Annotated in this window: 11 protein-coding genes, 1 pseudogene and 1 riboswitch; of the genes and pseudogenes, 6 read left to right on the plus strand and 6 right to left on the minus strand. The window is 66.6% G+C overall.

Translation table 11 applies throughout. The features are described from left to right. Positions 1-15 precede the first annotated feature (15 nt). Positions 16-3105 carry a TonB-dependent receptor gene (locus LO787_RS25625; RefSeq protein ID WP_232493778.1) on the plus strand — a complete coding sequence of 1030 codons (3090 nt, stop codon included), beginning with the start codon at positions 16-18 and terminating at the stop codon, positions 3103-3105. A gap of 526 nt (positions 3106-3631) precedes the next feature. On the opposite strand, the gene LO787_RS25630 is transcribed toward LO787_RS25625, so the two are convergent. The 5 genes and pseudogenes from LO787_RS25630 to LO787_RS26130 all read right to left on the minus strand — a co-directional run bounded on the left by LO787_RS25630 (position 3632) and on the right by LO787_RS26130 (position 6852). After that, complete coding sequence (locus LO787_RS25630; protein ID WP_232493779.1) at positions 3632-5206, minus strand: DUF389 domain-containing protein; 1575 nt, start codon at positions 5204-5206, stop codon at positions 3632-3634. A gap of 421 nt (positions 5207-5627) precedes the next feature. Then, entirely contained in the window at positions 5628-5906 is a 279-nt protein-coding gene (locus LO787_RS25635; protein WP_232493780.1) for an MFS transporter, read from the minus strand. After that, positions 5903-6109 carry a hypothetical protein gene (locus tag LO787_RS25640; RefSeq protein ID WP_232493781.1) on the minus strand — a complete coding sequence of 69 codons (207 nt, stop codon included), beginning with the start codon at positions 6107-6109 and terminating at the stop codon, positions 5903-5905. The genes LO787_RS25635 and LO787_RS25640 overlap by 4 nt, the downstream gene beginning before the upstream one ends. 157 nt (positions 6110-6266) lie before the next feature. Further along, positions 6267-6674: pseudogene (locus tag LO787_RS25645) on the minus strand (hypothetical protein); the annotation flags it as partial. A 43-nt stretch (positions 6675-6717) separates the two neighbouring features. Further along, on the minus strand, positions 6718-6852 hold the full coding sequence (locus tag LO787_RS26130; protein WP_255700827.1) for a cupin domain-containing protein: 135 nt from the start codon (positions 6850-6852) through the stop codon (positions 6718-6720). Between the two features lie 449 nt (positions 6853-7301). Here LO787_RS26130 and LO787_RS25650 point away from each other — a divergent pair, with 449 nt between their 5' ends. The 4 genes from LO787_RS25650 to mdoH all read left to right on the plus strand — a co-directional run bounded on the left by LO787_RS25650 (position 7302) and on the right by mdoH (position 12982). Continuing rightward, entirely contained in the window at positions 7302-8357 is a 1056-nt protein-coding gene (locus LO787_RS25650; RefSeq protein ID WP_232493782.1) for a TolC family protein, read from the plus strand. Next, complete coding sequence (locus LO787_RS25655; protein WP_232493783.1) at positions 8350-9558, plus strand: efflux RND transporter periplasmic adaptor subunit; 1209 nt, start codon at positions 8350-8352, stop codon at positions 9556-9558. The genes LO787_RS25650 and LO787_RS25655 overlap by 8 nt, the downstream gene beginning before the upstream one ends. Positions 9559-9656: 98 nt before the next feature. Beyond that, positions 9657-11147, plus strand: coding sequence for an OpgD/OpgG family glucan biosynthesis protein (locus tag LO787_RS25660; protein WP_232496423.1), 1491 nt, complete (start codon positions 9657-9659; stop codon positions 11145-11147). Next, on the plus strand, positions 11144-12982 hold the full coding sequence (gene mdoH, locus LO787_RS25665) for a glucans biosynthesis glucosyltransferase MdoH (protein ID WP_232493784.1): 1839 nt from the start codon (positions 11144-11146) through the stop codon (positions 12980-12982). Before LO787_RS25660 ends, mdoH begins: the two co-directional genes overlap by 4 nt. Here mdoH and LO787_RS25670 read toward each other — a convergent pair. Beyond that, the gene (locus LO787_RS25670) at positions 12961-14268 is read right to left on the minus strand and encodes a cobyrinic acid a,c-diamide synthase CobB (RefSeq protein WP_232493785.1); all 1308 of its coding nucleotides are present in this window, start codon (positions 14266-14268) and stop codon (positions 12961-12963) included. The two genes, mdoH and LO787_RS25670, sit on opposite strands and share 22 nt — an antisense overlap. Positions 14269-14342: 74 nt before the next feature. Next, positions 14343-14534: riboswitch (cobalamin riboswitch) on the plus strand. A gap of 167 nt (positions 14535-14701) precedes the next feature. Between LO787_RS25670 and LO787_RS25675 the strand changes: the two genes are divergently transcribed. Continuing rightward, positions 14702-16669, plus strand: coding sequence for a TonB-dependent receptor plug domain-containing protein (locus tag LO787_RS25675; RefSeq protein ID WP_232493786.1), 1968 nt, complete (start codon positions 14702-14704; stop codon positions 16667-16669). Positions 16670-16757 lie beyond the last annotated feature (88 nt).

Raw genomic sequence — 16757 nt, forward strand, 5'->3', positions numbered from 1 at the left:
TAGGGCGGCTGCGCGATGCTTTCCTGCGCCCGCCTGATCCCGGTATCGCTGGCGCTCGTCGCCGGCGCCGCCCTCGCCTGCGTGCCTGCGCACGCGCGCGAGCGCGGGTTCGACGTTCCGGCCGGCCCGGCCGCATCCGCCATCCGCGTCTTCTCGCGGCAGGCCGACATCCAGATCCTCGTCGGTGGCGATGCGGTGAAGGGCCGGACGACATCGGGCGTGCGCGGGCGCGCGCCGGTGCGTGCCGCCCTCGAACGCCTGCTCGCCGGGTCGGGCCTCACCCTGGTCTCCTTCGACGGCAGCGTCGCGGTTCTGGGCGTCGCGCCGGAGCGGCACATCCACCCGCCGGTCGTCGAGGCGCCCGTACCGATCGTCGTCACCGGATCGCACATTCCGCAGACGCCGGGCCGTTCGGCCATGCCCCTGCAGGTCATCGACATGGACGAGGCGCTCCGTTTCGGCCGCACCACCGCCTACGATGTGCTGACCCGCGAATCCTCGGTCGCCGCCGGGATCGGGCTCGGCAACGCCTTCGGGCAGGGCTGGGACGCGGGCGTCTCCTCGGTGTCGCTGCGCGGCCTCGGCACCAACCGCAGCCTGACGCTGATCGACGGGATGCGCCGCGTGTCCGGGTCGGCGCGGTCGTCCGCAGTAGACATCACGATGGTCCCGACCGCCATGATCGAGCGGATGGAGATCATCACCGGCGGCGCCACCGCGATCTACGGCGCGGATGCCGTGACCGGCGCCGTAAACATCGTGACGAAGAAGCAGGTCGAGGGCCTGAACCTGTCGGCCACGCACGGCATCTCCCAAAGCGGAGATGCCCCGGAAACCAGCATCTCTCTGTCGACGGGCACCACGTTCGCCGACCGGCGGGGATCCGTTGCGCTCGGCGCCACATATTCGCATGTCGCCGCGCTTGATTACGCCCAGCGCTACGCCACCTACATTCGCAGCATCGCCAATCCGGCGAACACGGGCGCAAACGACGGCATTCCGGACCAGATCACCATTCCGGACTTCCGGCAGATCTATTTCGACTACCGCCCCAGCTTCCACTTCAAGGGGCAGTCGTACATCGTCGATGGCGGCACTCCACGGCCCGCGCATTACGAGCAGACGTATTATCCGGGCCATTTCAGCTACGGCAACGGCGGCGACGGGCGGAATCTCCGCGATACCGACCAGCTTCGCGGCGGGCTCAATTCCTTCGCCGTCATCGGGCGTCTCGACTACGATCTGACCGACGACATCGCATACCGCGCCTACGCCGACTTCGGAGCCTCCGACTATCGCGGCACGGCCAGCTTTCCCCGCCACCGCGACGACAGCCGGACGACCTGGTTCAACGGCGCGGGCGGTTCGGTGGCCTACCTCGACAACCCGTTTCTGCCGGACGGGCTGCGCGAATTCATGCTGGCCAACGGCCTGACCCGGCTCGATATCGAGCGGACCTACGGCAATTTCCCGATAATGCGCGAGTATCATGACCGTCGCAGCCTGACCGTGGGGCAGAAGCTCGAAGGCAGGCTCGGCGAGGTGCTGCACTGGAGCGCCTTCCAGCAATACGGCCGCACCGTGGACAACGTGCGGACCAGCGACATACCCGTGATGTCCCACTGGCTCGCCGCGCGCGACGTCGTCAGCGATCCATGGACCGGGCTGCCCGCCTGCCGCGATCCCGCAGCGAGGGCGGAGGGGTGCGTGCCGCACGACATATTCGGGCAGGCACCGCCCTCCGCCCAACTCGCGGCCTACGTGCTCGGCACGCGGCGGGAGCGCAGGGTCAACACCCAGGCGATCTGGGGCCTCGACCTCGCCGGTGCGCCGATGCAGCTGCCATACGGCCCCATACAGATCGTGCTGGGCTTCGAACGGCGGCGCGAGACGCTGCACACCCGCGACGATCCTCTCGCTCCTTCGGAATATACCTACGGCGGATCAGGCTATACCGTCCACCCGGACCTCGATGCCGCGTTCAGCGTCCGGGAGCTTTATGCCGAAGCCAAAGCGCCGCTGCTGCGCGATCTGCCGTTTGCGCAGAGCCTCGATCTGGAAGGAGCCTATCGCTACTCGCACTACAGCTCGGTGGGCTCTACGGGAACGTGGAAGCTGGGCGGCACCTGGACGCCGATGCGCGGCCTGATGCTGCGCACCATGCGGTCGCGTAGCGTGCGCGTGCCGAATTTCGGGGAACTCTACGAAGTGCCCGTCTCGCGCCAGACCGGCTCGATCACCGACCCGTGCGAGGCGGCGGACTATTACCAGAGCGCCACCCGGTCCGCCAATTGCCGGGCTCTCGGCATCCTCGTTCCCCTCGGCGACTTCAAGGTCGGGCCCATCATCACCACGCAGGGCAACCGCGACTTGCGCCCGGAAACATCGAACAGCCTGACCGTGGGAGCGGTGATGAGGCCCTCCTTAGTCGCCGGCCTGGAACTGACGGCGGACTACTGGAACATCGACATCCGCGATGCCATCACGCAGTTCGATTACACCACCATCCTGAACCTCTGCGTCGATCTGCCCAGCATCGAAAATCCGTTCTGCGACGCCGTCACACGCAACCCGTCCGATGGGCGGGTCACCGCGATATCGACAAGCCAGATCAACGCGGCCCGGCTGACCGCCCGCGGGATCGACTTCGGCGCCGCCTATCGGCGCAGGCTCGGGTCCGGGCAGGTCGAGTTGCAGGTGAACGGCACCTACCTGCTGCGGCATATGGTTGAGAGCACGCCGGGCGTCGACACGGGCGACGTGCGCTACGACGGCGACTGGGAACATCCCCGCCTGCAAGCTACGGCTCAGGCAGCCTGGAGCACCGACCGTTTCAGCGCCGCCGCAAGCCTGCGCTTCATCGGAACAAGCCGCTACGAGATCAACGCGGAATCCGATGAAGTCTTCGATCGCAATTCGATACCGGCTCACATCTATGCCGATCTGTCATTCGCCTATCGTTTCGACGGGAACATGACTGCCTCGTTCGGCATCCGCAACATCACCGATGCCAGGCCGCCGATGATTTACCCGGTGTACAAGGACACCACGATCTACGATCAGGTAGGACGCTACTTTCTCACCACCATCACCATCCGGCGCTGAGCACTCGCGTTAGCAACCTTGTGATAAGCGGCGCCATGACCATCCGCCTAAGAGCGGCTTGTCGAGCGTGATCGGCAGGTCGCATGCTGGTCGAGAAAGAAGCGAATCGTCCATATCTGACAGGGTTCGAGTGTTCGCTTCGCACCAACCTTGCGCGCGGCGGGGTGAAATTCTGATAATCCCATGGCATAACTCAGGTGGCCTTACGGCCATGGGTAGAACGCTTCACAGGGAGCGGCCCATCTCGGACGCTTGGCGCCCAAATTTCGCAGCCCAAGTGCAGACCGTCAGCTATCGCTGGGTTCGCACCGTTCAACCTTAAAAGCCAGCTCTCGTCGAACCGAATACAGGCCGTGCCCGACCTGATCGCGCTGATCCGCAACACTGTCGCTCTCTCCCTGCATCCTGACGCGCCCGCTGCACGGCAATTGGCCTAAAGGAACACCCGAAACATTTGACCACGCCCGCTCGGATACAAACAGAACGAGCGCACCCAGCAGGGTCAGCGCGCTGACAAGGGCCGGGCTCAAGGTTGTTCCCCATCTCCTTCGACTTCTCGCAGAGCAAACCGGCTTCCAGCGGTCGGAGCGGGCACGGCTTCGACACCATTCTCTCGCAGAAGATCAGCGATGGTGATAGCCCGTCGCTGGGTCAAAGAGGCCGTCTGTGGTGCCTCCTCCGGCAGCCCCGGAACACCAAGCGCGCGCACATTCCAGCGCTTCGCCGCCCATGCCGTCACAAGAACTGCTTCGCGCGCGGGAAGGTCGAGTGCATCCTGAGAACCGACGAAGCCGATCAATGGGTATGCCATCTGTGGCGGGGTGAGCACCACGTCCCATCCATCCGCCTGAGCAGCAGCCCGGCGCTCCAGGGTGCGGTATGTGGCGAGGGTCGCCCCGGGAAGCGGCGTCGCGCTTGCCATTGCCCGATGATGATCGCGGTCGATCGTGACGCTGTCGGCAGATATGCCAGCCGTCAGGGCGAGCATCTGCGACAAGCTCGCGATGCGCAGGGTCTCGATGGCGGCAGCCTCGCCCGCCTGCCGGATTTCCTCGCGCTGGGCCTCGATTGGGCCGGCCCCTGCCTCGAGCAGGACCTGGTCCAAACGCAGCCTGATCGGCTGACCCAGTCTTGCGGTGAGATCATCCTGCAAAGCTGCGATACGCTTCATCCTGCCGCGCGGCGTTATGACGACGGCCCGAACCACCGCCGGCTGTGCGTCGAAGTCGATGTCGAGTTGAGTAACCCGAGCATCGGAACCAAATCGTTCGGAGAGGAAGGACCGGGTCTGGTTCAGCGTCACCGCTTCGCCGGCAATCTGCTTGAGGGAAATGCCAAGCGGAATGGCCATTGCGACGAAAACGAAGAGCAGAACGAAGGTCTGCGTCCACGTCTGCTGACTGGAGAGGTAGTGGCCGAAACCGTAGAACCGGGCCATTATCATCGCAGAAAGCGCGATCGTGACGAAGTTCGTGACGAACAGTGCGAAGGCGCCGCCCAGCACCGGCATGTTCCACGTCGCAAGGCCAAAGCCGACCACGGCAAGCGGGGGCATCAACGCCGTTGCGATGGCAACGCCGACGATCGTGTCACCGCGCCCACGAATGATCGCGAACGTTCCGGCAAGCGCTGCGAAGAGCGCCACGGCGAGATCGAACAGGTTTGGTCGCGTGCGCGCGATGATCTCGCTGGTCGGCGCCTGGAGCGGCGACAGCGCAACGATCAGCGCCGTGAACAGCACCGCCGCGCTGGCACCGATCGCAAGCGCCGTCAGCGCCCGTCTCATCTCGCTGAAGTCGAACAGGGCAAGGCTGAACCCCAGCCCAAGGATCGGGCTCATCAACGGGGAGATCAGCATGGCGCCGATCACCACCGCGGGAGAGGACAACAGGAGGCCAAGAACCGCGATGCCGGCCGACATCATCACCATAAAGGCGTAGCGAGGCGTCCAGCCACTATCCTCGACGATGCGCGCCATCACCGCTTCGTGATCGACACGCCGCACGACCGACCGGCGCCACCAGCGGTAAAGCGCGACATGCTCCAGCCTTTCCTGGATGCCGCCCTCGGGCGCCGGCGCTGCCGATTGAGATGCCGTCATTCCTGCCCCGTCCCCGTAACCTTCAAATCGTCGATGGAATAAGCACCGTCATCGCGTGCAGTTGCAGGTGCCGAGCGACCTTACGACCATGCGATAGTCGTTCAGCGCCTGTTCGTGCTTTTCACTGCTGCGCGATACGTTCGCGGCAGCCGGTGGATAGGCCGGAAGGAAACAAGCGAGGCTATACCATGCCAGACTGTCGTGCGGCGGCGGTGTGCCAGCTCCGGCAGCTACCTAAGAGAACGAGACGCCCCAACTCGGCACCGATCCCGGTCGATAGCGCACGGTGATCGCCGCGCTCCGCCTAGCTTTGGTATCGAGGAATATCTGTGTTTGCCCCTGCCCCGCTAGGTTGCCGGGAACGAACATCAGTTTCCGCACTCGCGTGACCGGCGAGGGTGTCCGGGTGCCACAAGTTCACTCAGAATGAAGCGCACACGGGCTTCCTGGGTTGGAGACCACAACACCTGCGTGGGTCGTTGGTGTGAGCGACACACAGAGGGTACAGAGCGAAACTGAGACCGCCGAATAGGGCACCGAACGCCATCAGCGCCGTACTTGCGCCCATCACGGCGATGGCAATGCTGGCAGCCAGCGTTCCGCCGCAGCCAATCACGATGACCTTGCGCCGATCCATGCGGTCGAACAGGCGACCGAGCGGCCATTGCAGCGCAACGCCGCCGATGATGACCACGCTCATGAACAGCGCGGTCGCCGACGGGTCCAGCCCCGAGCGCCGAGCATTACGCCGGTCAGGAATGCACCGACGATGCCGAGCGGAGAGACGGCGTAGAGTTCGCGGAAACCCAGCGACGCGCCCTCGCCCGGTGCAGGCGCGGCGATCCGGGTCAGGACTACCGGCACGGCAAGCGAGATCAGGATCGAGCCTACCAGCAGCGGCATCGTCGAACCGCCACCGCCGAGGTTCAGCGTGAACTGGCCGATCGCCAGCGGCCGCTTCCCGCGCGTTCCAGTCGCACGCTGACGAGCGTGTTCATGAACCCGCCGCCCGCCATCAGCATCGAGATGGCGTTCAGCATCGGCGAAGTCGAACCGGGCGTCAGGCCGCCGCGCGTTCCGGCGCGGTTGCCACGCTTTCGACCAACGCCTTGTGCAGCACGCGCACGGCCGGATCGAAGTCCTCGACGCCGACAATGAACTGCACGTCCACGTTGCGGATCTGCTGCTGCATCGCGACCATGCCGATGCCCGCATCCGCCAGCGCCATGAGCGCGCGCGGGACGAGCTCCGGCTGGTTGACGTCGCTGCCGATCACCGAGACCATCGACACCGACTGCTCCGTCAACGCCGCACCCAGCCACTTCGCCTCAATGTCGGAAACGATCGCGGCGTCGTAGCCCTTCTCCCCCACCAGACGCCGATCGGCGCTGGAAAGGTGAAACTCCTTGTGGATGATCGCCTCGCGCGCCTTGGTCAGCACGGCAATGCGCGAAAACGTCATTTCCGAGCCTGCTTAAAATCAATGATCGGACCGCGGATCGCGGCGGGGCTTAACGGCGCGGCACATCCCTCGCCTCGACATAGTCGGCGCTCGTAGGGCCATAGCCGGAGATGGCGACGATGGCCGCCTCGTCGCCCGTCATGGCGAAATGGTTCGCACCGGCGGGCTCCGTATAGAAACTCATTGCGGGCCTTGGCATTGCGTGGCTTCCGACGTTCCACAGCTATGAGGCGGTCAGGGACGGCGCGCTCGAAATCCTTGAAATTGGCGTCGATCCCGACGTGACCCCGATCAAGATCGCCTATCCGCAACGGGCCTAGGTCGTCTGCCAAGATGAGGGCACTGATCGATCATCTGAAACTGGGCTTCGGCGGCCTGCCCTATTGGGATAGAGGTCTGAACTTTCGGCCGGTCGCAGTTGTACAAAGGTCTGGAAGTTTTTCCAACAAATGACGGAAATCTGCGGTTCGTGAGGCATGCGGCCCCGGCGCGGTGCGTGCAGGGCTCCACACCACCCCTATATTATGGAGCAATCGCACATCTGCCTTGCCACCAGACGGCCATTCCTGCGTTCGCTGTCGCAGCATGATTGCGTCACCGCACTCAGATGCTATCGGAGTTTACGTGTCGAGAATGTTGAGATCACGTGCGTGGCGGGGCAATGCCGCGCTTCTGGCACTCGCTCTCGCATCTGCGGGTTGCGCGGGTGCAGGCAAGGACGTCGCCAGCGCACCGACGCCAGCCGGCGGAACGGAGGCAAGCGCGTCCCCGTCCGTTGCCGCGCCCGCATGGTGGCGCGAGGCAGGCGACCCTGTACTCGCAACGCTGGTTCAGCAAGGGCTGGACATCAGCCCTGAAGTCATCTGTCGCATCGCTTCGCTTCGCCAGTACGATCACCAGACCGCCGAAGACGCCAGGCGGATCGGCGCGAGGCTCGGCCGCTTGCTGGGCGACAAAAGTGTGAAGGCCGATCCCCAGATTCGGGAAGACAAGGTCGAGCGCGTATCGACCCGCAAGGAACGCCTCGCCCGACAGATCGCCCTCGCTTATATAGAGGTACGTCGCCTGCAGCAGGACGTCGCGCTGCGCGGCAGCTTGAGCACCCAGTACAAGGATAATGCGGAGGTCGCGCAGTTCCGGCGCGAGGCCGGGCTGGCTTCGGCGATCGACGGCTCGCTCGCGCGTTCGCAGGATGAGACGGCACAAGGCGAACTCGGCTTTGCGCAAGGACGGCTCGACGAAGCCATGGCACAGCTCGCAAGGCTGGTGGGCGAACAGCCCGACGCACTTGCCGCCAAGCTCGGCTCACCGGGCGCCATTCCCGATCCGCCGATTGACCCTCTGTCCATTGCCCCGCCGGAAGAGCCCCGTCGTGCAGCGCTCGCCGACACGGTGCTGCGCGAAGCGCGGCTGACGCAGGCGCTCGATGAAGCGCGCCGCACGGTCCGCGATGCCCGTGTCGCCTACCGCGAGGGAGCCGGAGCCTTCTCCACGCTTTATGTCACGGAGGCCGCCGCGCTGGGTGTCGAGCTTGCGCTGGTGGATGCGCGGGCAGGCAGGGTGACGGCCACGTTCGATCTCTGGTCCGGGAAGGACGGGGAATGGGCGCGTGAAGGCCTTGCGCCGATCGTCGCCCCCGATCCCTCGGCCACCGACCCCACGATAACGGTGACTGCGCCCTGTGACTGACCAACCCGCGACTGAACAGGACGCACACACTCCGCTCGACACGCTGCTCGGCGCCGCCCCCCGGCGCGTGATGCGCCACTGGCTGAGCCTGCTGGTGCTGGCGCTCGCGGCCCTGGGAGCGCTGACGTTCTTCGTCCGCTTCGTCACCGGTGAGGATTCGCCCTACTATTCGGCCCCAATCGAACGCGGCAACCTGACGCCGCTGGTTTCGGAGCGCGGACAGGTGAGCGGGTCCGGCGAGGTGACGGTGTTCTCCGCGCTCGCCGGTCGCGTGACATGGGTTTCGGGCAAGAGCGATGGCGAAGTGAAGCAGGGCGAACTGCTCGCGATCATCGATGCCGGCGAAGTCGAAGGCGCGGTCGAGATCGGCCGCTCGGGACTGACGGCGGCGCAGGCTGCTCTGGAGGCGGCGCAAGTCGCCGCGCAGGACACCGGATCGCGCCTCGCCCGCTTCGAAAGCGTCTGGCGCCGGTCGGGTGGACGCGCACCATCACTCAACGAGATCGAGCGTGCGCGGGCCGAGGCCCGTCGTGCGGACCTCAGCGTCGAAGCAGCAAGGGCGCAGGTCAAGGCTGCGCAACTTCAGCTCAAGGAGGACGAGACGCGCAAGGCAGGGGCCGAAGTTCGCGCGCCGTTCACCGGTGTGCTCGCGATGCGCCATGCACAGCCCGGCCAAGCCATCGCCGAACATCAGCCGCTCTTCACCATCGCGCAGGGCATAGCACCGCTTACGATCGAGGTACCGCTCAACACGCAGCTGACCGGGCCGATCAAGGCAGGCACGCTGGCGCAGGTGCGGCTCGACGCCCAGCCCGATGCGCCGCAGTCGGCCACGCTGACCCTGCTGCGCGTATCTCCGCCCCCGCAGACAGTGCCGCCGCGCGCGGTGTTCACCATCGAGAAGCCCGGGCCGCAGGTACGCCTCGGCATGGCGGGTACGGTCGAGATCGAGTTGCCCGAGCGGCGCAACGTCCTGCTGGTCCCCAATGCCGCGCTGGAGTTCGAGCCCGGGGTGCGCGGACCGCGGCGTCGCGATCGCATCTACGTACTCGATCGGGGCGAGCCGCGCCGGGTCTACGTGACCGTCGGGGCGAGCGACGGGAAACGCACCGAAGTCTTCGCAAATGGCCTGAAACCGGACGATCGTGCGATCATCGGTTGGCGGGATGCGACAGCCGGAGCGCCCGCGTCAGGTCGTTGAAAGGTCCGAACTGCAACAATTCGGCGGCCCGTGCGTATGGGCTTCGACGGAAATCCTCGGCAGCAAGGGTGGAAACTATCTCGATCGACGACGCGCAGATGTCGCGCCGCACCGCCATGGGGCTGTTTGCGGCGCTCGCGGCGGCAAGCGCCTTTCCAGGCGGCGTGAAGGCTGCAACGGGCGGTCGGCTCGGCGCGCCGGAGCCGTTCTCGTGGGACAAGCTCGTCGCCCGCGCACGCGATCTTGCCCGCAAGCCTTACGTCGCGCTTGCGGAATCGACGCATGCGGCTGCCAACTACGATGCTGCCGGAAAGCTGACGTATGGTGACGCTCCCACCATCGCGGGCAACGTGCGCCTGTTCCCCGCCGTGCGCGGCACCGCCCCCAAGCCGGTACGCATCGCCGTGGTCGAGGGTGGGCAGGCGCGCGAGATCGTCGACACCTCGGGCCTCTTCGTCGGCGGCGGGAACACCGATGCGGTCGGCTTTCGCGTCATGGATGCGAGCGGACGCAGCGACTGGCTGGCCTGGCAGGGCGCAAGCTACTTCCGCTCATCGGGTGGACGCGACCAATATGGCCTCTCCGCGCGCGCCATCGCCATCGACACAGGGCTCGCCAAGGGGGAGGAATTCCCCGACTTCACGCATTTCTGGATCGAGCAGGTCGGCGCCGACGCCGTGCGCATCCACGCGCTGCTGGACGGACCCAGCGTTGCGGGTGCCTATGCCTTCGATTGCCGCAAGACTTCGGGTGGCGTGACGCAGGACGTCACCGCAGCGCTGTTCCTGCGCAAGGACGTGGCGCAACTGGGTTTCGCCGCTGCCTCCAGCATGTTCTGGTACGATCAGGCCAGCCCGCCACGCGCCCGCAACGACTGGCGGCCGGAGATCCACGATTCCGATGGCCTCGCCATCTGGTCCGGCAATGGGGAGCGGGTCTGGCGTCCACTGGAGAACCCCAGGGTCGCCCGCCTCAATTCTCTGCGCGCGGATTCGCCCAAGGGCTTCGGCCTGCTCCAGCGCGACCAGACTTTCGATCATTATCAGGACGACGGCGTGTTCTACGACCGCCGCCCCTCGCTCTGGGTGGAGCCCAAGGGTGACTGGGGACCGGGCTCGGTCGGGCTCTACGAGATGCCGACGAACGCCGAGACGCTCGACAACATCGCGCTGTTCTGGCGCAGCGATCGTCTCGCCAAGGCTGGGCAGCGCCGCGATATCGCCTATCGGCTGACCTGGACTTCGAATGATCCGACCACAAACAGCACCTCCCGCTGCGTCGATAGTTTCGAAGGGCCGGGCGGCGCGCCCGGCTCGCCGCCGCTCGACGGCGTGCGCAAGTTCGTGTTCGACTTCGCCGGGCCGGCGCTCGCAGGACTGGGGCGGGACAGTGGCGTGACGCCGGACACCGACCTACCTAAAGGGGCGATAGTGTCCGCCGTCGCCTATCCGGTGGCGCGCTCGGAAGGCCGGTGGCGGGCGATGATCGACGTACGCTCCGCCGCTGTTGCACAGGCGCAATTCAGACTTTTCCTAAAGCGCGGCAACTCCGCGCTCAGTGAGACCGTTATCAAGGCCATCGAAACATGAGTGCGACGCCCATGAACCATTCGCCGATGCTTCCGGCCGAATCGCCGATGGCGATGCCGATCCAGAACCTGTGGGGCAATCCGCCCGGCGCACGCGAGGTTCTGACCGCGCCGCACGGCATGCTGGTGAAGCGCCTGCTGCTGCTGGCCCTGACGGCGGTGATCGGTCTTGCGGCGTCGAGCACGGTGCGCATGGAACTGTCGCGTGATGGGCTCGACTGGGTCGAAGTGGCGCTGCTGGTGTTCTTCGTGCCGCTGTTCTGCTGGATCTCGTTCGGTTTTGTGACCGCGACGATGGGCTTCCTCAAACTCATAACCGGCGAACATCCGGGCTTCACCGCACTCCCCAGCCCGGCCTCCAGCCTGCGCCACAAGACCGCCGTGCTGATGCCGGTCTACAACGAGGGCGTCGAGGAAGTCTTCGCCCGCGTGCGCGCCATGGCCTACTCCATCGCCGAAGCGGGCGGCGCAGCGTGGATCGACTTCTTCGTCCTCAGCGACTCCAACCCCTTCCACGGCAAGCGCGAGGAAGCGGCCTGGCGCGAACTCGCCGATCATGCACCGATCAAGATCTACTACCGCCGCCGCGAGAAGAACATCGCCCGCAAGCCCGGCAACATCGCCGAGTGGGTGAAGCGCTTCGGCGGCGCCTACGAGAACATGCTGATCCTCGACGCGGACTCGATGATGAGCGGCGAGACGATCGTCGGCATGGCCTCGATCATGGAAGAGCGCCCCTCGATCGGCCTGCTCCAGACGGTGCCGATGATCACCAATGCCCGCACGCTGTTCCAGCGCTGGATGCAGTTCGCGAGCGAGGCCTACGGCCCCATCGCCAGCGCCGGGCTGCTGTGGTGGTCGGGCTCCGAAGCCAACTTCTGGGGCCACAACGCCATCGTGCGCACGCGCGCCTTCGCCGAAGCCTGCGGCCTGCCCGAACTCCCCGGCAAGGCCCCGTTCGGCGGCCATATCCTGAGCCACGACATGCTCGAATCCGCCCTGCTGCGCCGTCGTGGCTGGGCCGTTCACATGGTCATGATCGGCGGTTCGTATGAGGAATTCCCGCCCACGGTGGTCGACATGGCCATCCGCGACCGGCGCTGGATGCAGGGCAACCTGCAGCACCTCCAACTGCTCGGCGCGTCGGGCCTGCACTGGGCCAGCCGCCTGCACCTGCTGATCGGTGCCTCGGCCTACCTCACCTCGCCAGGCTGGCTGCTGCTCATCCTGACCATGATCGGTCAGGTCGCGACGCAGGGCACCGGCGGGTTTGTCACCCTCGCCCCGCCGAGCGTGCTGGCGCTGACGGTGATGCTGCTGTTCGGCCCCAAGATCATGGGCCTGATCTGGATGCTTGCGGACCGCGAACGCCGCGCCAGCTTCGGCGGCACTACCGCCGTTCTCCGCTCGGTCGCGCTGGAGACGGTGCTCGCCATGCTGCTCGCGCCGATCACCATGGTGACGCAGACCAAGGCGCTGCTGGGCCTGTTGCTCGGCATCTCGGCGGGCTGGAACACGCAGACCCGCGACGCTCGCCGCATCACCGTGCGCGAAGTCCTGCCCGACCTGCGCGAGCACCTGCTGCTCGGCGCGGCGCTGGCGGCAACGGCTTTCCTCGATGTGACGACCGCCATCTGGCTCTCGCCGATCATCGTCGGCCTGTTCCTCTCGCCATGGCTCATCAGCTTGTCGTCGAGCGAGAATCTCGGCCAGAAGGCCGGGGCCGCGAAGTTCTTCCGCGTACCGGAACCCGGCATCGTCGAGGCTGGCCCCACCGGCCCGCGCGAGGAGCCCGAAGTCCTCGCCGCCAAGGGTCAATCGCTGGTCGAGGCCTGACCGAACAATTGCGCCACGGCGAGCGGCGCGGAGGGGAAGTAGCCGTGCATGTAGCTCGCCGTGAGCGAGCCCACGCGATAGAGCGCTTCCCCCTCGCGCCCGTCCGGAGTCCGGGCTCTTAGGTCGGCGGAAAGCGCCGTTTCCAGCCGCGAATAGTGGAAGGTGTGGCCACGCAGGGTGCCGCCCGGCAGGTCGATCTCCTGCATGCCCAGCGCGGCAAACCGGGGCTGCATTGTCGCATCACCGGGCAAAATTCCCAGCATTTGCGCGCTTCTCCCTTGGCGGTCAGTCAGGTAAGCGCAGGTATAGAGCATCCCCCCGCACTCGGCGAGAATCGCCTTGCCCTGCGCGTGATGCGCACGGATCGCCGCCAGCATCGGCGTGTTGGCCGCCAGCCGGTCGAGGTGCAGTTCGGGATAGCCGCCCGGCAGCCATAGCGCATCACATTCGGGTAGTTCGGCGTCGTACAGGGGCGAGAAGAACGCGAGGCTCGCGCCCGCCCGTTCCAGCCATTCGAGGTTGGCGCGGTAGATGAAGGCGAACGCCTCATCCCGCGCGATGGCGATGCGTCGCCCCGATAGATCAGCGCCGATTTCCGCCGTTCCCGGCGCAAAATCGACCGGCGTTGGCAAGTGCAGCACGGTATCCGGCAACAGCGCGGCGGCACGGTCCAGCCGCTCGTCGAGGTTAGCCACTTCCGACGCCTGCACCAGACCGAGGTGTCGCTCGGGCAGCGTCACCCCCGCCTCGCGCGGCAGATGGCCCAGCCATTTCACCGTGGACGGCACGCCCGCCTCCAGCAGTTCCGCATGCCGCGCGGAGCCGACGCGGTTGGCGATGACGGCATGGAGATCGACGCCTTCCCGGTACGTCGCAAGGCCATGGACCAGCGCGCCGAAAGTCTGCGCCATGGCCGAACCGTCCACCACCGCCAGCACCGGAAGCGCGAATTTCCGCGCCAGATCGGCCGCGCTGGGGGTGCCGTCATATAGGCCCATCGCCCCTTCGACGAGGATCAGGTCGGCCTCCAGTGCGGCTTCATGGAGCAGCGCGCGGCACTGCGCCTCGCCGCACATGAACAGGTCGAGCTGGTGGACCGGAGCGCCGCTGGCGACTTCGAGCACCATCGGATCGAGGAAATCCGGGCCGCACTTGAACACCCTGACCCGGCGTCCGGCGTTGCGGTGGCGGCGGGCGAGGGCGGCCGTCACCAGCGTCTTGCCTTGCCCCGAGGATGGCGCGGTGACGAGGAGGGCGGGACAGGATGCTGTGGCGATATCGGTCATTTCCCGCGCGGACCTATGGTTTCCGGCAGGTCGGCGCAAGCTTTGGGCTCTTGCAAGGGGCATCACCGCACGATAGTTGCCCCCTCGCGACAGGTTCCCCGCGAGGGGATCAAAAGGGAACGCGGGTGTAATGCCCGGGCTGCCCCTGCAACTGTAAGCGGAAGAGCCGTTCGCCACATGCCATTGGGGGTGCAAACCCCTGAGAAGGCGGCGAAAACCGGTGTTGACCCGTGAGCCAGGAGACCTGCCCGTCGCAGTCGTTCTTCGACCGGACAGGGTGTGCCGGGCGAACGGGGGAAGCCATTCCTCGCGCAACGACAGCCATCGCTCCGGCGGCCCGACGGGCATGCGGGAGGCGTCGCGCTGTCCGTCTGCGCCCGCCCACCCCTCGCATTCCGACAGGCCGACGGAGCACCGCCGTCCGCATGAAGGAATGCAAGTGAAACAGTATCTTACCTCTACCGCAGCCACCCTCGCGCTGCTCTTTTCGGCCAATCCGGCCCAAGCACTGAACGGCACCGAGGCCGCACCGAACGTCCCTGAAGGCGCACCGGAGGCCACCGACAACATCCTCGTCAGTGCGCTGCGCACCCCGGTCGCGGTGGAGCGCGTTTCCGCCACCGTCACCGTGCTCGACGAGTCCGCGATCGTCGCCCTGCAGCCGATCGCGCTCACCGATGCGCTGCTGCGCACCCCCGGCGTCTCGATGTCGCGCAACGGTGGCTACGGCACCACGACCTCGCTGCGCATCCGCGGCGCGGACTCGGGCGAGACCGTCATGGTGATCGACGGCATGCGCCTGTCGGACCCGTCCGCGACGGCAGGCGGTTACGGCTTCTCCAACCTCCTGCTCGACGATGTGGACCGCATCGAGATCCTGGGCGGGCCGCAGTCGATCCTGTGGGGCAGCGACGCGACCGGCGGCGTCGTCAACGTGCGCACCCGCCGCCCGACCGCGCCGCTCGAAGGCAGCTTCGCAGTGGAGGCGGGCACGCACGACACCATCTCCGCCCGCGCCGGGGTGGGCGGCTCGTCCGACCTCATCGACTGGCGCCTGTCCGCCTCGCGCTTCACCACCGACGGCATCTCGGCCCGGTCGAACGGAACCGAGGATGACGGTTTCCAGCGCAGCGCCGCCAGCGGCACCGTGACCCTGCGCGTCGCCCCCGGCGTCAGCGTCGATCTGCGTGGCTACTGGGCCGATGCGACCAACGATTTCGACGGCACTTCGGGCGACACCCTCGCCTACGGCAAGACGAAGGAGTGGTCGGGCTACGCGGGCGTCAACTTCGCGCTGCTGGACGGCAGGCTGGTGAACCGCATCGCCGTGCTCCAGAACGAGACCGACCGCGAGAACTACGACCCCACCCGCTCGATCCGCCAGATCACCTTCGACGCGCACGGCCGCCTGCGCCGCTACGAGTACCAGGGCACGCTGACGCTGAACGACGCGGTGCAGGCCGTGTTCGGGGCCGAGCGCGAGGAGCAGCGGATGACCACCGCATCCCCCGCCAACAACGCCGCCCCTTATGCGCTGAAGCCCTATGCGGTGGACATGGACAGCCTCTACGCCGAACTGCGCGTGACGCCGCTGCGTGGCCTCACCCTCGACGGCGGGGCGCGCTACGATCACCAGTCGCGCTTCGGCGGGCAGACGGTGTGGAGCGCGGGCGCGGCCTATACCCCGAACGAGGGCGCGACCGTGCTGCGCGCCAGCTACGACGAGGGCTTCAAGGCGCCCTCGCTCTACCAGATGTACTCGATCTACGGCACCGCCGGGCTCGCCCCGCAGAAGGCCAAGGGTTGGGAACTGGGCGCCGAGCAGAACTTCGGCAAGGCGCTGCGCTTGTCCGCCACCTGGTTCGAGCGCGATACCGACAACCTGATCGACTTCGCCTATTGCCCCACCAGAGGCACGCTGCCCGCCGAGTGCTACATCCCCGGCACCACCACCAGCCGCTTCGGCTATTATGCCAACGTCAAGGCGGCGACCGCGCGCGGCCTCGAACTCGCCGGATCGGCGCGCCTCGGCGTCCTCTTCGCCGAGGGCAACTACAGCTGGACCAAGGCCGAGGACCGCACCGAAGGCGCCGCCACCTACGGCCGCCAGCTCCAGCGGGTGCCGCGCCACATGGCCAATGCCGAAGCGGGCGTCGATCTGCCGCAAGGGCTTCGCGCCAGCGTCGCCGCGCGCTACTCGGGCAGGACGTTCAACGCCGCCACCGGCACCGCAACCTTGCCCGACTACTGGCTGATCGACCTGCGCGCCCAGATGCGCATCAAGGAGAACCTCATGCTGCAAGGCCGCGTCGAGAACCTGACCGACAAGGACTACGAGACGGCGGCGGGTTATTCCGCGCTGGGTCGCACCGTCTACGTCGGCGTGCGCAGCCGGTTCTGATGCAAGGGGTGTCCTTCCCCGCCGTTCATCATGACCGGCGCCCAGCGGCCATGGATTGCCGCGGCCCTGCGGGCCTCGCAATGACGAG

Source organism: Novosphingobium kaempferiae, from assembly GCF_021227995.1.
Taxonomy (GTDB): domain Bacteria; phylum Pseudomonadota; class Alphaproteobacteria; order Sphingomonadales; family Sphingomonadaceae; genus Novosphingobium; species Novosphingobium kaempferiae.